This window comes from Limosilactobacillus sp. (genome assembly GCF_022651205.1).
GTDB lineage: Bacteria > Bacillota > Bacilli > Lactobacillales > Lactobacillaceae > Limosilactobacillus.
This window is the reverse complement of sequence record NZ_JALCQI010000001.1, coordinates 100,752-116,781: the sequence shown is the minus strand read 5'-3', so window position 1 is coordinate 116,781 and position 16,030 is coordinate 100,752. Positions and strand designations below refer to the sequence as shown.

Here is a 16,030-nt window from a genome sequence, read left to right as displayed (position 1 = left end):
CAGTAGAAGCCACAATCAAGTCACGCTTTAACCACACCTACCAACATTCAAAAAAGATCACAGCACACTTCTTTGTAAATGCTGTGATCTTTTTGTATTACCTTCTAAACATCTTAAACTCCAAAAACAGATCATTATACTCACCCAAAACTCGGCGTGGTAGATCCTTGTAGGTTTGTAGATGTTTCATTGTCGATTCTGGCGGATAGAATTGTTGGTCAGCTGTTACTGATTTAGGCAGCAACTTCTTGGCGGCCTTATTTGGTGTTGCATAGCCAACGTATTCCGCATTTTTGGCTGCATTTTCTGGCTGAAGCATGAAGTTAATGAATTGGTAAGCGGCTTGCTTATTCTTCGCCGACTTAGGAATCACCATATTATCAAACCAGATATTGCTCCCTTCGCTAGGGACTACATAATGCAAGTGATGATTAACACTCATCATTTCTCTGGCATCCCCCGAATAGGTCACCCCAACAGCCGCTTCATCCTGCTCCATGTACATCTTCATTTCATCCGCAATGATCGCCTTAACGTTCGGTGTCAGTGCCTGAAGATGATGTTGAGCCTGCTTTAATTTTGAATAATTAGTTGTATTAACTGAGTCCCCTTGCGTAATCAACGCCATCGCAAAGACATCACGGGCACTATCAATTAATAACAAATTATTCTTGAACTGTGGATTCCAAAGTTGGGACCAATGTTGTACATCTTGACCAGCAACCTTTTGATCATTATAAATAATGCCTAACGTTCCCCAGAAATACGGTACCGAATACTTATTTCCCGGATCAAAGTCCTTGTTCAAAAAACGTTGATCGATATAGTGAAAATTAGTTAATTTCCGGTGATCTAGCGGTGCAAGCAAGTGCTCCTTCTTCATCCGCTGCACAGTGTATTCACTCGGCACCACAACATCGTAGTTGGTTCCACCCTGACGAATCTTCGTTAACATTGATTCATTACTATCAAAAGTTTCATAGTCAACGTGGTAGCCAGTTTGCCGTTCAAACTTTTTAATCAATGCTGGGTCAATATAATCGCCCCAGTTATAAACGGTCAAAGTTCGTCCACCGGTTCCATTACTCTGACGGTTCATTAGGTAATCACCAAGAGCTAGCAAACAGCACAGCGCAATAATCCCCAGAAGGGCGCCCCAAAGTTTTTTCATTGAGCATCACCCTCCTTAACCGCGACAACTCGCTGACGTCGACCTGCGTGCTTACTGACAAAGTAATAACCAATTACTAATGCCAAAGAAACAAGGAACATCAATGTTGATAAAGCGTTAATTTCAAGGTTAACTCCTTGGCGTGCCCGCGAATAAATCTCCACCGATAAAGTGGAAAAGCCGTTTCCCGTGACGAAAAAAGTTACCGCAAAGTCATCCAAAGAATACGTTAATGCCATAAAGTAACCGGCTATGATTCCCGGTGAAATTGCCGGTAAGATTACTCGAGATAAAGCCTGCCAGCGTGTCGCACCAAGATCATAGGCAGCATCCACTAACGTTGGTGATAGTTCGTTAATCTTAGGTAAAACCATTAAGACAACAATTGGGATCGAAAAGGCAATGTGGCTTAAAAGAACCGAGATAAAGCCCAGACGAATTCCAAGAACCGTAAAGAATATCAGGAAGCTTGCCCCAATAATCACATCTGGAGAAACCATCAAAACGTTATTAAGCGATAGTAAACTATTCCGCCATGCACCACGGCTTTCCTTGATTGCTAATGCACCAAGTGTCCCCACGATTGTCGCGATTAAGGACGCTAAAACAGCGACCAATACGGTATTGATCACGATCGTAATCATTCGAGAATCAGCGAATAGGTCTGCGTAGTGTTGAAAGGAGAAGCCATGGTACCTTTCCATCGTCTTTCCAGAACTAAAGGAAAAGATCATCAAATATAAGATTGGGGCATAAAGGATGACGAACACTAAGCCTAAGTAAACCTTTCCCCAAGCAACTTTCCTTTTCATTAGTGGCGTCCTCCCTTCTCCCGTGAATCACCAGTAATAAACATTACAATAAACATTGCCAAGATCAGGACAACACCAATTGTGGAACCCATTCCCCAGTTTTGGGTCGTTAGGAAATGCTCTTCAATTGCCGTTCCGAGAGTAATCACCCGGTTCCCACCAATTAATCTGGTAATCATAAAGAGGGATAGTGACGGGATAAAGACAGCTTGAATTCCGGCCTTAACCCCTGGCATTGATAACGGCAAAACGATTCGCCGAAAAGTCTGCCATGACGTCGCTCCCAGATCCTTACTGGCATTTAATAATGACGGGTTGATTTCAATCAATGCATTGAAGATCGGTAAAACCATAAACGGAATCTCAATATATGCCGCAACGAACATAAAGCTAGCATCAGTGAATAACAACTGGTGACTTCCTAATCCCATAAACTGTAAAAACTGATTAACTGAACCTGTCCGGGAAAAGAGACCAATAAATGCGTAGGTCTTCAATAAAAGGTTAATCCATGTTGGCAAAATAACGATCAACAACCAAAACTGGCGGTTCTCTAACTGGGTTAAAACATAGGCTGTCGGGTAGCTGATCACCAGAGTCACAACCGTAATTAAGGCCGCATACCAAACTGAATTTAGCGTCATTTTCAAATATGTTGCTGAAGTTAAATAATCTTGGTAATTAGCCAGGGTAAAGTGACTATTCAAATCGAAAAATGATTGGTAAAAGATTAAAGCTAGTGGTGCGATCACGAATAAGACAATCCATAAAGCGTAGGGAACGATAAATAGTGCTTTTTGCCGCATTAATCCTCATCCTCCTCGTAACTGTCAAGTCGTGCATCAAAGTCTTCTTCGGACTCGTTATAGCGCATTACGTGAATATCTTCGGGATCGAAGACAATTCCTACCTGTGCCCCAACAGTTGTTTTATGGATCGAGTTAATCTTCCATTCATGTTCCCGCTGATCGTGGGCAGTTATCTGATAATCAACTCCCCGGAACAATTGGGTGTCTACCGTTGCTTTCAACTCACCCTTATCGACCGTGGTAATATCGAGATCTTCCGGTCGGATCACAACCTCGACCTTTTCGTTAGGCTTCATTCCAGCATCGACACATTCAAAGTCCTGACCGTTAATGTTAACAACATAGTCCTTTTTCATTACCCCAGGAACAATGTTGCTTTCCCCAATAAAATCAGCGACAAAGTGATTCAATGGTTCATCGTAAATATCAACTGGTGTCCCAGTCTGTTGAATCCGTCCATCATTAATAATCATGATTTGGTCACTCATTGCCAACGCTTCTTCTTGATCATGGGTCACAAAAATAAAAGTAATTCCCAATTGCCGTTGTAGTTGGCGCAATTCTCGCTGCATATCTACCCGGAGCTTATGATCAAGAGCGGACAATGCTTCATCAAGCAATAAAACTTTCGGTCGGTTAACAATCGCCCGAGCAATCGCTACCCGTTGTCGTTGACCACCAGACATTGCCGTGATCGCTCGTTCTCCGTAACCATCTAGGCGAACTAAGTGAAGTGCTTCTTTGACCCGTTGCTGGATCACCGTCTTTTTTACTCCTTTAATCTGAAGACCAAATGCCACGTTTTCAGCAACATTCATGTGTGGAAATAAAGCATAGTCCTGAAAAACAGTATTTACCTGTCGCTGGTTAGCCGGAACATCATTAATCCGTTGACCGTCAAAAAGGACTTCACCACTACTTGCCTGATCGAAGCCCGCAATAATCCGTAAAATAGTCGTCTTCCCCGAACCTGACGGACCAAGCAACGTATAAAACTTCCCCGCCTCAACCCCAAAATTAATGTCTCGAAGAACCACATTTTCATCGTAACGCTTACCAACATGCTTAAATTCCAGAATATTCTTTCCCATTTCCGTCCTCCGCAATCCCTTTTTTCTCCGCTTAAGAATGGCGTATTAATTATATCACTAAGAGAGTGTGAGCCAGCAAAGAGCTTGCGGTAAGTTAGCAATTTCTCCTGACGAAGGTGTCCTACGCCTAGGAAGGAGGTTGCTAACTCTAGCAAGCTCCTGGCGAACCGATCTTGACTATGTTGCAGTAGAACATTAGACGGAGGTGGCGGTCGCGGCGAACTCGTTTCGACTATGTTACAGTAGAACTAATAACAGTCGAACCTAAGCACTCTCTGAACAATATGAGGTGATTTTTATGCATATTAATCAATTTAGCATTACTAAAACAAATCCAGAAGAACAACTACGTGAACTAAAACGAATCCACCTTCTTAAAGGAAACGAAGCAGTTGAACTTGATCCAACCCAAATGTGGCTAACTCTACTAACTCGAACCCACACAACAAGTCAGGAACCGGTCGCAATCCGACAGTGGCTTCACGATCTGTTAGCCACCCCTGATCTCGCCGTTGACGAATGGCTTGAACGTGACCAACCGTTAACAACCGATATCTTTTACCGAGTTGCTTTTCAGCTTCTTAATTTTGAACCGGCAATTGACTTTAGCCTCGACCATCCCCTCGAAGATTGGGCACACATTGGTCTGCCATTTGCCCAACATACCAGCTGGTCAACGGAAGACGTTTTAACCGCTTTTTACCTTCTCCTTAACACTAGAAATAAGAATGGGCAATCATACATTGATCAACTTACCAGCGAAGGATTTATGGCCTGGTCATACCAGCTCTCCGCTTCACAAAAGCCGCTCTTTTTCAACGGTAAGCCACTAGCATCATTTGATCCCGCAAAATTCATCCGTGAAGTCGTGTACGTTGAAACGGACATGGATACTGATTATGATGGTCACGCCGATCTCGTCAAAGCTGAAATTCTCCGTCCGGTCGATAGCAATGACGGTCTAAAGGTCCCCGCCGTTTTTACTGCTAGTCCATACAACCAGGGAACAAATGACGAGTGGGGTGAAAAAGCAACCCACCACGTTAATCATCCCCTAACCCATAAAACCGCCGATGACATAGCACCAGCTGAGCCAACATTTCCCGGGAAATTTTCTCATCAGGAAATAAAAGGTAAAAGTAAAATAGCTACCGAAAGCTTTGCGGAAACACCTGCTTATACGCTTAATAACTACCTTGCTGCCCGGGGATACGCAATTGTTTATTCAGCAGGAATCGGGACGAAAGATTCTGATGGTTTACAAACATGTGGCTCACCTGAACAAACAGATTCAATGAAGGCGATTGTCGAATGGCTTCATGGTGATCGAGTCGCCTTTACCGATAGACACAGTGGGATCCAAATCAAGGCCTGGTGGTGTAATGGTAACGTTGCGATGACTGGTCGCTCTTACTTGGGAACCCTTGCTACCGCGGTCGCAACTACTGCCGTCCCTGGCTTAAAGGCAATCATTAGTGAAGCCGCTATTTCTTCCTGGTATGACTATTACCGGGAAAATGGTCTTGTTCGGGCTGCTGGCGGTTTTCAGGGTGAAGACGCAGATGTTCTTGCAGACGAAACCTTTAGCCGAACTAAGCGCCCTGCCGACTATCACCGAATCGAAGAAACCAATACTAAGTATATCGCTGGCCTAGCTAAAGCGATGGATCGGGAAGCCGGAAACTATAACGCCTTTTGGGCCAACCGAAACTATCGTCCTGCCATTAAGAATATTAAGGCAGCGGTAATGATGGTCCACGGCCTAAACGACACCAATGTTAAGCCAAGCAACGTCAAGGCCCTTTACGACGGTTTACAGGAGCTCCCCGTAACCAGTAAGCTAATTCTTCACCAAGGACAGCACATTTACATTAACGCTTTCCAGTCATTAGACTTTTCCGAAATGGTTAACCTGTGGCTAGCAAATAAACTTTGGGGCCAAAAGAACCACGCTGATGAAACTCTTCCTGATGTCCTTGTTCAGGATAATACTCGACCAGAAACTTGGCAGACATATGATCAGTGGACAGCTGGCAAGCGAAAAAAGCTTTACTTCGATCAAGCAAGGTTAAGTGATAAAGAATCACAAGACGTTACAGAGGTCCACTTCAACGATCAACAATCGCCTGAAACTTTTGAAAAGTGGTGCCAGGATAATATCGCTTGGCAAACTGCTCTAATTCAGGATAACGGAAAGTTCTCTTATCAACTAAGAACTGCCCCAGTCACTCAAGATCTGTTGCTTCGGGGAACACCAACCGTAGACATCACCGTTGCCAGTTCGGCTGATCACGGAATGATTAGTGCTCAACTTGTTGATTTTGGAAATGCCAAACGGTTAACTACATCTCCAGTATTAATGAATCGCAATGGTCTCCAACTGGGCTTCCACTGGGCTAGTGATGATCTTCGTGAATTCCGTCTACAGAAAAAGACAAGTGCCTTCAAGGTGATCGCTGATGGCCATATCAACTTGCAGAACCGTCATAGTGCTAGTCAAGTTGATGAGTTATCCGCAAACCAATTTGTGAAAATTCATTTTGAACTTCAGCCAATTTTCCACCATTTACTTAAGGGTCACCAACTTGGATTAGTCATCTACAGTACTGACTTTGGTGCTACTCTCCGTGGTAACGAGGCGATCAGTTACACAATTAAACCAGGCGAAAGTTCATTACAAATTCCTGGAGTAATGCCTTTTTAATGGTTCAATTTAAGACCGTTATTTTCACAAGCAAGTTCATCATGTGCTAGAATGGTCTTTATATCGTATAAATATACGAACAAAGGAGAGATTGAGAATGAAAACAGGAACCAAGATTATCACCCTTGATAACGGTTATCATCTTTGGACAAATACTCAAGGACAAGGTGATATTCACTTGCTTGCCCTCCACGGTGGCCCAGGTGGTAACCATGAATACTGGGAAGATGCTGCTGACCAATTAAAGAAGCAGGGCTTAAACGTTCAAGTAACAATGTACGATCAACTAGGCTCACTTTACTCTGATCAGCCTGATTACTCAGATCCTGAAATTGCGAAGAAATACCTGACTTATGAATACTTCTTGGACGAAGTTGATGAAGTTCGGGAAAAATTAGGTCTTGATAACTTCTACCTGATCGGCCAAAGTTGGGGCGGCTTGCTCGTTCAAGAATATGCCGTTAAATACGGTCAACACCTAAAGGGCGCAATCATTTCATCAATGGTTGACGAAATTGATGACTACGTTAAGCATGTTAATGCACTTCGGGAAAAGACTCTCCCTAAGGAAGCCGTTGATTTCATGAAGGACTGTGAGGCAAAGAACGACTACAGCAATCCAAAGTACCAAGAATACGTTCAGGTAATGAATGAAAATTACATTGACCGGAAGCAACCTTCCAAGCTTGACCACCTTAAGGATATTGGTGGCGATGCTGTTTACAATGCCTTCCAAGGTGATAATGAATTTGTCATTACCGGGAAATTAAAGGATTGGCATTTCCGTAACCAACTTAAGAACATTAAAGTTCCTACTCTGGTAACCTTTGGTGAACACGAATCAATGCCTCTCGCCACTGGTAAAAAGATGGCTGAGTTAATCCCAAACGCTAAATTTGTTACAACGCCAGAGGGTGGTCACCACCACATGGTTGATAATCCTGACGTTTACTACAAGCACCTTGCTGACTTTATCCGTCAGGTTGAAAATAACACTTTTAACAAGTAACCTTCTCTTTCTTTAGTGCCTGGTTGAATTAATTAATTCATTACCTTACTTTTGGTATAATGACACTGGAAACACTTAAGATTGCGAGGTTTATTTTATGGCACGCCAAATTACTAACTTTATTTTTGATATTGATGGTACGTTGATTAATACTTACGAAAAATACATGCCACCAATGATTGAAGTAATGGAAAAGCATGGTTACCACGTTCCGGCAGATCAAGTTGATACTCTGAAACGAGAACTGTTCGGAATCACTGGAGCCGATTCTCTACGTCAAGCGGGCGTTAAGGAAGAAGATATTCCTGAAATGACTGCTGAGTGGCGTGAGCTTTCGTTCCAACGCGAAGACTTAGTAACGGCTTTCCCCGGAATCAAAGAAATGATTGCAGGGTTAGCAGCTCGTCCGGACACTAAGCTAGCCATTGCAACCTCTAAAGTTCGCGAAGACTACCAGGAACACTTTGTTAATGACTACGAGTGGACAAAGTATTTTGATGTTGCCGTAACTGAAGAGTTAACCAGCAAACACAAGCCTGATCCTGATCCAATCCTGCTAGCAATGAAGAAAATGGGCGCCCGTCCTGAAAATTCCGTCTATGTTGGCGACACGATTAACGACTTAAAAGCCGCCCACAACGCTGGAATTAAATTTGCTGGTGCACTATATGGATCATCACAACCACAAAATATCCAAGGTGCTGATTATCCGCTCCATAAACCACAAGACTTATTGGACGTTGATTAAATATTGAGACTAAAAAATTCCCCTAGGGTTTATCGTTTAACCTTAGGGGATTTTTATCATTTATTTTTTGAATAACTGTGCCATTTTAGCAGCAACTTCAGGATCGAGGTTATCCGCAAGCGTTCCTGTATTATTTTCTGCTTTTGATTGCTGACTGTTCTTAATTACTTCGGCTAAGTTGTCGGCAACTGCCTGTTCACCAATCTCAACTGGGTTAATGGTCAAGCGACCACCAGCGGCATCAGCATGACCGCCACCATTAAAGTATTTTTCGGCAAACTTAGCAACGTCTAATTTCCCGTTACTCCGTAGTGAAACACTAACAGGGCTAATCACCAAAGCTGCTTCGACATCCGGGTACTGAAGCAATAACTCGTGCGCGATTTCAGACTTATAGTCATCAGCATAAACGATTCCTAACTGGTGACCGTCAATTTTTGTAACCAGAGTATCCTTAAGGTGACTCTTCAAGTACTTTGCCCGGCGCTCATTCAGTGTCTTAATTAGAAGGCGATTTTGTTTGGAATATTCATCCCAACCGGTACTAAAGACATTGGATACAAATGACGCTGAATCCTGTAATGGGTAGAACCAGAACAGCTGGTCAAAGTTATCCGCAGCGACCCGTTCCTCTTCAGTAATATCAGGATCATTTTGCCAGTCCCACGTATCATAAGCGCGAATCAACTCAACAAGATAGTCAAGCTGCTGACGGCGCTGTTCACTTAATTCATTAAAGTGCGGCTGTTCCTTTAGCCAATCCCATACCAAACTGGTTGCACTTGGATTGACTTTGGGGTTAGCTGGTCGAATGCTGTTAGCGGAATATTGCTCCCGTAAATTGGCTTCCGTTTCATGGTGGTCAAATACTAGCCAATGATTAGCAAAATTAGTATTTAGCTGCTTAAATGTATAGTCACTATCCGGTGTCATATCCATAATGTAGACATCAGTGGCACGGCTAGATTCTGCTGTTTGTAGCCACTTAGCGAATTCTTCATCGATCCGTCCTGCACCACAATTTGTGAGATCAAACTCGCAATTGGGGAACATCGTCTCTTTAACGGCTTCTAACAATAGCGGTGCGCCAAAGCCATCCAAGTCGTTGTGTGAGAAAATTTTAATTACCTGATTTGCCATGTTTATTACCATTTCCTTTGATTAATCCACATCAATTATACAGTAAGCCCGTACTTATGTCCTGACACTTTCCGAACTTCTTGGTATGATTGTTATTAGTAAGCATTTAGAAAGGGTAAGTATTATGCAATTATATGATTATCGACATGACTTAATTGAGCTGCTGGAAAGTACCAGTAGTGATCAAGAAAGCCTAAAACAAACACTACACAGTTTAACCACCGTTATTAATATCTTAAACCACTATGAGGATCACGATTCAAGCACCCCAATCCAGCGGCCAAAGCGGTTTTCTCAAAGTGAAAACAAGGCTAAACGGCCAGCACCACGGATTCGTCAAGCAAGTCACTCATCCCTCCTTACCGGACCAGCACATGAGGTAACTACTAATTCAGTGAGCCACTCAGTTCTCCCGGTTGAACCGACTGCAGTTGAAACTGTTTCTCAAGAAGAACGCCTTGCTGCGGACGATCTTTACCTCGTCCACAGGAAGTTAAGCGGTGCCGAGATTAATCATCGCTACTATAACGAAGCGTTGATTCACTCACTTCACTTTCCAATTGAGGATGGTGATATCGTCCAACTGGATCCGCAACAAACTGTTCGTGGACTACCAGCGATCCGTCGAGTGACTGCTGATCACATTGACGATTACGAACCCCAAAAGATCAAAGTAATCGAGTATGCTGAGCTGACTAGCGTTCCTGGTTCAGATGTTCTCCAGATCAGTTCCACAATGAAGGGAAACTCAATCCTTGATGAAGCTTCTGCTAACACCATTGTCATTGATCCTTTCAAGTTCCCTGGTCGGAGCCTGAAAGCCGGAATGGTAATTGACTATGCCTACTTCGATCATGGTAACGGCCTTGAAGACGCTAAGAACGGATCAATTCGCTGGATTCATGAAAAGCAGGACTTTGATACTACTAAGCAGCCTGAAAAGCCAAAGCAAACTAAAAAGCCCGTCCACACTCGTCACGACTACGAGAAAAAATTAGATTATGATTTGAAACAACGGATCGTCCTCGTCATCACCGGCGACCGGGAACGTTCACAAGAACTCAAGAACGTTGTTGATAAGCACCACGGAATTTACCATGCCCTTGATGCCTCGATGGAAGATAAGGTTTCAAGCAGCAAGATGAAACGGGAAATCCGTGAAGCCGATTTTGTTGTGGTTTGCATTGATAAGATCCACCACCGAATTAGCCAGCTGGCAAACCACCATGCTAAGCGTTATGAAAAGCCTTTAGCAATTGCTAATACCACTACAAACACAGCCGTAGAACGGGCAATTGCTCGAGCATTAAATGGCGATCCAGCCTATGCTCAAACAAGCGAAGATTTAGCCAATTACAAGAAAAAATAAAAAAGATTCTAAAAAAATGTTGACTTTGATTAAAAATTAGTTAGAATAATAAACAACAATTTAATTATTCGATCGCAATGAGAAAGAAGAGTAAATTAACGGTAACCTTAAGCGAGTCTCGTCAGGTGAAAGGAGATAGGTTTAACGTTAATCGAAAATCACTTTCGAGCTTAAGTCTTAACGATAGTAAGATTTAATGGTAGCACCCATTAACGTGCCAGCGTATCGCCCAGTCCCGGGCCGTACGTGTAAGGTATTATCAGCAATGATGATACGAAGATAGGGTGGTACCACGCTCGAGCGTCCCTTAGCCAAAGCAATTTTGGTTAAGGGACTTTTTTGTTGGGATCAAAGCAATTATTTAATGCTTTTTATATCCTAGGAGGGAATTAATTATGCAGGATTTAACAACAAAAAAGTTGACATTTAAGCAATACTTAGTTGTTGCTTCACTACTATTCGGATTGTTCTTCGGTGCTGGGAACTTAATTTTCCCCCTTCACCTTGGACAATTAGCCGGTGCTCATTGGGGACCAGCCGCATTAGGCTTCCTCGTTACCGCAGTTTTACTCCCGTTGCTATCAGTATTAGCAATTGCCGTAACTCGTGCAGAAGGGGTTTATGACGTTGGTCGGCCGCTTGGCGCAGTGTTTGCCCTAGTATTTATGGTCCTGATTCACGCTACCATCGGTCCATTATTCGGAACTCCCCGGACAGCAACCGTATCATTCACTGTTGGTGTCGCTCCGTTCGTTCCAAAAGCAGCTCAAGGTTGGGCACTTCTCCTATTCTCCGCGGTATTCTTCGTCCTCGCCTTTGCTTTCTCCTACAAGGAAAACAGCATTCTTTCAAATGTTGGTAAAGTTTTGAACCCAGTTTTCCTTGCACTCTTATTTCTTGTCTTCGTTGTCGCATTCGCTAATCCACTTGGTAACCCTGCCAGCGCTCCCGTAACAGGCGCTTACGTTCACGGTGCTGTTACTAATGGTTTCCTTGAAGGTTACAACACAATGGATGCTCTTGCCGGATTAGCTTTTGGTGTTACTGTTGTTACTGCTGTTAAAGGGATGGGCGTTCGTCGTCCAGGCGCTGTTTCTAAGGTTGTTACCCGTTCTGGCCTTCTTGCTGTTGGTGCCATCGGCTTTATCTACCTTCTCTTGATCGTTCTTGGTGCAATGTCACTTGGACGCTTTAAGGTTTCTCCTGATGGTGGTGTTGCCTTCAACCAATTAGTTAACGCTTATGCCGGTGCCTTTGGTCAAGTTGTTCTTGCCTTTCTTTTGACGGTTACTTGTTTAACAACCGCTGTTGGTTTAGTTGCTGCCTTTGCCCAAGACTTCCATAAACACTTTCCAAAGGTTAGCTACCACGCTTGGTTAGCCCTTAGCTGCCTTGCTTCATTCTTAACTGCCAACTTTGGTCTCGATCAAATCATTGCTTGGTCTACCCCAATGTTAATGTTCCTTTACCCATTATCAATGGTATTGATCGTTCTTTCCGTTGCTTCACCACTTTTCCATCGTGACAGCGTTGTCTACTTCTTCGTTGTTCTCTTAACAGTGGTTCCCGCACTTGGTGACATGGTCGTTGCTTTCCCAGCGGTTGTTAGTCAAAGTTCATTTGGCCTCTGGGTAGCTGGTGTCCGGAAGATGTTGCCACTTGCTTCAATGGGCCTTTCCTGGGTTGTTCCAGCCCTCGTTGGATTAGCTGTTGGTCTCGCATTCCACTTCTTCCGTCGCAACCAAGTTCATGTTAATCAGACTGAGGTTGATTAATAGAAAATATAATCTTGAAGATCAAAAAAATAGCAGGTACTGATAATAGGTCGGTACCTGCTATTTTTTTGATAATGTAACATTGGCCAGAGTTTTCTAGAGCTAAGGTTCTACTGTTACATAGTAAAGATCTGCTCATCAGGAACTTACTAGAACTAACACTTCTAGGCAACATAGCCTAAACGTGCTTCGCCCGAGTTTCCTAGGGCTAGCAACCTCCTTCCTAGGCGCAGGTCGCCTTCGTCAGGAGAAATTGCTAGCCTTCCGGAAAACCTTTGGGGCGAAGGCACTCTATTTATCATACTTCTCCAACCCAAACTTATGGATAGCGTAGATGAGTTTGTTGGCGTAGTTGGGATCGGTTGCGTAACCGTTCTTTTGGAGCTCTTGGGCGGCTTTTTGGTAGTCGGTTTTGGTCCGAACGCCATCGAAACGGTGGTGGTTATCTTTAGTTCCGTTCACAATGATGTTAGTGTGGGCCTTAATTGAATCGTCCCAAGTTTGGTAAACGGCAAAGTATTGGGGAATATAACGGCGCTTACCATTAATGTTTTCAATGGTGTACATCCGAACCTTTTCTTCACCCTTAGTGGCCTTCATTCCGAACAGGTTATTATATTTATTACCAAGGCGGCTATTACCCCATTGAGATTCTAGTCCTGCCTGAGCAATGGTGATGCTGGCCGGAATACCATACTTCTTTTGTTCCCGTTGAGCAGCTGGTGCAACCTGGGAAACAAATTCTTGAACTGTCATGTTTTGATCGTGAATTTGTCGTGGCATCCCCGACATCGGGTTGTTTTTAATTGTAATTCCACAGATCGCAAAAACAATGAGTAAGAATACAATCGTGATTGCCGAAATAATTTTAGTTTCTTTTTTCATCCTGTTATTCCTCTTTTGATATAAGCATTCGCGCTTATTATAGCCAATCAATTAGTTTAAGGCGAGTAATTTTAGTCTTTCTTTACTAAGTTCTTCTTTACTTCATTAAACCGCTTCGTATCAGTCAGCTTCATTCTTGGGAAGCTCTTAATCAGCCGCCGTTGGTTCCAAGAAAGCTGCTGCTTAAACTTCCGCAGTTCATCACTATCCGTTACCTCAGCACGCCAATTTGCTAAGCGGTGTTTTAGTAGTTTGCTTTCGGCAGGTCCCGCAACATGAATTCGCTGGTGGAGTTCTTCAAGGTGTTGATTAATCCGTTGATCCCACTGCTTGGTAGAAGTATGGAATTGATGAACACTGATCATTGTTAAAGCAGTATCGGTTCCCATCACAAGAACAATTATTACCGCTAGCCAGCCGTGAGTTCTCGCTTCTTCCCAGTTAATGATTCTTTGGATAAATGGTTGGATATATTTAACCAGGAACACGACGCCAATTCCCCAGAACAGTGATATTTCTGGAGCAACCCGTCCCTGGATGTTTCCCTTTAGTTTCGAGTAATCCCAAAGTTTCATGTGAAAAAGTTTTTCTAGCAGCAAGCTTGCAAAATACTCAAAAATACTAGCAACGATAAAACCAACAATGAATAGGAGAAGTAGGTTATGCTTAACCGGTTCCGCGGTAATTAGGATTGTTGTAACCGCAAAGCCATATACTGGACAGTACGGACCAAACAAAAATCCCCGGTAGGCATAATGATGATCCTTAATTGAGCAGTAAAAAGTTTCCCATAACCAACCTACAATTGAATAGGTAAAAAATAAGACAATAATTTCTGATAATGAGTAGTAGTGCATAACACCGCATCCTCCCTTCAGTATTTATTGTCTCATATTTTTTATTTTAAACTAAGTTTTTCAACGTTCAGGATCTTATCAAGCCAACCCTCATAGAAGCTCTGTTCGTGACTAACCAAAATTAAATTTCCCGGGAAATTTTGGAGAGCTGTCTTTAACCCATCCTTCGTTTCATCGTCCAAGTGGTTTGTCGGTTCATCCATGATCAAAAAGTTACATGGCGTTAACTCGAGGATTGCCAACTTCACCTTGGTTTGCTCACCACCAGACAGGAGGTGCAATGGCTTCATCGTGTTTGCCGCGTTAATTCCAGCTCGGGCTAACTTTTGACGAATCGTCTTTGGCTGCATCGTTGGAAACATATTCTGAATCGTCTGTAATGGCGTTAACGATGGATCATCCCATTCAAGATCCTGATCAAAGTAGTTAATCTTAGCGGATGGCGAAAAGGTTGCAGTTCCACCAAGGGCAGGGATCTTCTTAAGAATTGACTTAATCAACGTTGACTTCCCAACACCGTTAAATCCCGTGAAAAGAAGCTTTTCTCCCATCGTCATTGAGAAAGTTACAGGGGCTAATAATGGGTGTCCATAACCAACCGAAAGTTTTTCGACCCGGAGTGCATTTGCGGAGCCAGTGTTTTCATACGGAAATTTAAACGTTGCTTTTAGATTATCTGCCGGTGGATCAATCCGTTTCATCCGGGCAAGCATCTTTTCCCGTGACTTGGCCATTGTTGACTTTGAACCGGCCTTATTCTTACGGATAAAGCGCTCGGCCTTTTCAATGACAACCTGTTGCTTTTCGTATTCGCGTTCTTGAGTTTCTTTCCGCTCTTCCTTTTGCCGCATTGCTTGCTCAAAACTACCGCGATACTTAGTAATTTTTCCAAACGCCACGTCACAAATCGTGTTAGTTACCTGTTCCAGAAAATCATAGTCATGCGAGATAATCATTGCTGCCCCATCAAAGTTATTGAGGTAATCAATTAGCCATTCGATATGAGCAGTATCAAGATAGTTAGTCGGTTCATCAAGCAGGATCACATCTGGCTTTTCCAGCAGCATCTTAGCCAAAATAATCTTTGACCGTTGACCACCACTCATCTCCGAAACAACGTGATCCTTCCCAATTTCAGTCAATCCTAGTCCGTTCATTACCCGCTCAACTTCCGTCTCAATATCATAGAAGTTATGGGCATCAAGCTGTTCTTGTAACCGACCCGCTTTAGTTAGCAGTTCATCGTCCATGTTTTGAGCGTAATCTTGGTACAACTTATTCATCCGGTCATTGATTTCATAGAGATCGGCAAAGGCAGTATGAAGAAATTTAATCAGGGTCATCCCCTTTGGAATATCCACATACTGGTCCAAATAACCAATTTTGACATTTTTCGCCCAAGTAACCGTTCCTGCCACTGGAAGGACCTTACCGATTAGAATCTTAATAAGTGTACTCTTCCCTGCACCGTTTTGGCCAACGATTCCCATATGTTCATGCTTTTCAAGCTGGAAGCTCGCATCATCGTAGAGCTGTTTATCAGCATAACTCATCGTCAGTCCTTTGACATCTAATACTGCCATGTCGTTTCTCTCTCCTCATTTTGCCGTTTTAAACTGCTTAATATGGTAACACAAATTAAATTGCTCTCCAAACCAAA

Annotated in this window: 13 protein-coding genes and 1 other annotated feature; of the genes, 5 read left to right on the top strand and 8 right to left on the bottom strand. The window is 43.1% G+C overall.

The features are described from left to right. Positions 1–97 precede the first annotated feature (97 nt). Genes LKJ51_RS00540 through LKJ51_RS00525 form a run of 4 tightly spaced genes read right to left on the bottom strand, consistent with a single transcriptional unit; the run spans position 98 to position 3,883 of the window. Positions 98–1,171: an ABC transporter substrate-binding protein gene (locus LKJ51_RS00540; protein ID WP_291978600.1), complete on the bottom strand. Its 1,074-nt coding sequence runs from the start codon at positions 1,169–1,171 to the stop codon at positions 98–100. Beyond that, positions 1,168–1,983 carry an ABC transporter permease gene (locus LKJ51_RS00535; protein ID WP_291978599.1) on the bottom strand — a complete coding sequence of 272 codons (816 nt, stop codon included), beginning with the start codon at positions 1,981–1,983 and terminating at the stop codon, positions 1,168–1,170. Before LKJ51_RS00535 ends, LKJ51_RS00540 begins: the two co-directional genes overlap by 4 nt. Then, positions 1,983–2,789: an ABC transporter permease gene (locus LKJ51_RS00530; RefSeq protein WP_291978598.1), complete on the bottom strand. Its 807-nt coding sequence runs from the start codon at positions 2,787–2,789 to the stop codon at positions 1,983–1,985. The genes LKJ51_RS00535 and LKJ51_RS00530 overlap by 1 nt, the downstream gene beginning before the upstream one ends. Next, a complete protein-coding gene (locus LKJ51_RS00525) occupies positions 2,789–3,883 on the bottom strand; it encodes an ABC transporter ATP-binding protein (protein WP_291978597.1) in 1,095 nt (364 codons plus the stop codon). Before LKJ51_RS00525 ends, LKJ51_RS00530 begins: the two co-directional genes overlap by 1 nt. A gap of 298 nt (positions 3,884–4,181) precedes the next feature. Between LKJ51_RS00525 and LKJ51_RS00520 the strand changes: the two genes are divergently transcribed. The 3 genes from LKJ51_RS00520 to LKJ51_RS00510 all read left to right on the top strand — a co-directional run bounded on the left by LKJ51_RS00520 (position 4,182) and on the right by LKJ51_RS00510 (position 8,344). Further along, positions 4,182–6,587, top strand: a complete 2,406-nt coding sequence (locus tag LKJ51_RS00520; protein ID WP_291978596.1) for a Xaa-Pro dipeptidyl-peptidase — start codon at positions 4,182–4,184, stop codon at positions 6,585–6,587. A 97-nt stretch (positions 6,588–6,684) separates the two neighbouring features. Continuing rightward, a complete protein-coding gene (locus LKJ51_RS00515; RefSeq protein ID WP_291978595.1) occupies positions 6,685–7,596 on the top strand; it encodes a proline-specific peptidase family protein in 912 nt (303 codons plus the stop codon). Positions 7,597–7,693: 97 nt separating this feature from the next. Beyond that, positions 7,694–8,344, top strand: a complete 651-nt coding sequence (locus LKJ51_RS00510; protein WP_291978594.1) for an HAD family hydrolase — start codon at positions 7,694–7,696, stop codon at positions 8,342–8,344. Between the two features lie 60 nt (positions 8,345–8,404). On the opposite strand, the gene LKJ51_RS00505 is transcribed toward LKJ51_RS00510, so the two are convergent. Continuing rightward, complete coding sequence (locus LKJ51_RS00505) at positions 8,405–9,484, bottom strand: DHHA1 domain-containing protein (protein ID WP_291978592.1); 1,080 nt, start codon at positions 9,482–9,484, stop codon at positions 8,405–8,407. A 124-nt stretch (positions 9,485–9,608) separates the two neighbouring features. Here LKJ51_RS00505 and LKJ51_RS00500 point away from each other — a divergent pair, with 124 nt between their 5' ends. Both LKJ51_RS00500 and brnQ read left to right on the top strand, forming a co-directional pair. Then, complete coding sequence (locus LKJ51_RS00500) at positions 9,609–10,853, top strand: DUF2325 domain-containing protein (protein ID WP_291978591.1); 1,245 nt, start codon at positions 9,609–9,611, stop codon at positions 10,851–10,853. Positions 10,854–10,921: 68 nt separating this feature from the next. Continuing rightward, positions 10,922–11,164: a binding site (T-box leader), on the top strand. Between the two features lie 84 nt (positions 11,165–11,248). Further along, on the top strand, positions 11,249–12,628 hold the full coding sequence (gene brnQ / locus LKJ51_RS00495) for a branched-chain amino acid transport system II carrier protein (protein ID WP_291978590.1): 1,380 nt from the start codon (positions 11,249–11,251) through the stop codon (positions 12,626–12,628). Positions 12,629–12,919: 291 nt separating this feature from the next. On the opposite strand, the gene LKJ51_RS00490 is transcribed toward brnQ, so the two are convergent. From LKJ51_RS00490 to LKJ51_RS00480, 3 genes are all read right to left on the bottom strand, one after another. Continuing rightward, positions 12,920–13,513 (bottom strand): glycoside hydrolase family 73 protein, encoded by a 594-nt coding sequence (locus tag LKJ51_RS00490; protein ID WP_291978589.1) that lies wholly within the window; start codon positions 13,511–13,513, stop codon positions 12,920–12,922. A 71-nt stretch (positions 13,514–13,584) separates the two neighbouring features. Next, on the bottom strand, positions 13,585–14,370 hold the full coding sequence (locus LKJ51_RS00485) for a putative ABC transporter permease (RefSeq protein ID WP_291978588.1): 786 nt from the start codon (positions 14,368–14,370) through the stop codon (positions 13,585–13,587). Between the two features lie 41 nt (positions 14,371–14,411). Next, positions 14,412–15,953 carry an ABC-F family ATP-binding cassette domain-containing protein gene (locus tag LKJ51_RS00480; protein WP_291978587.1) on the bottom strand — a complete coding sequence of 514 codons (1,542 nt, stop codon included), beginning with the start codon at positions 15,951–15,953 and terminating at the stop codon, positions 14,412–14,414. Positions 15,954–16,030 lie beyond the last annotated feature (77 nt).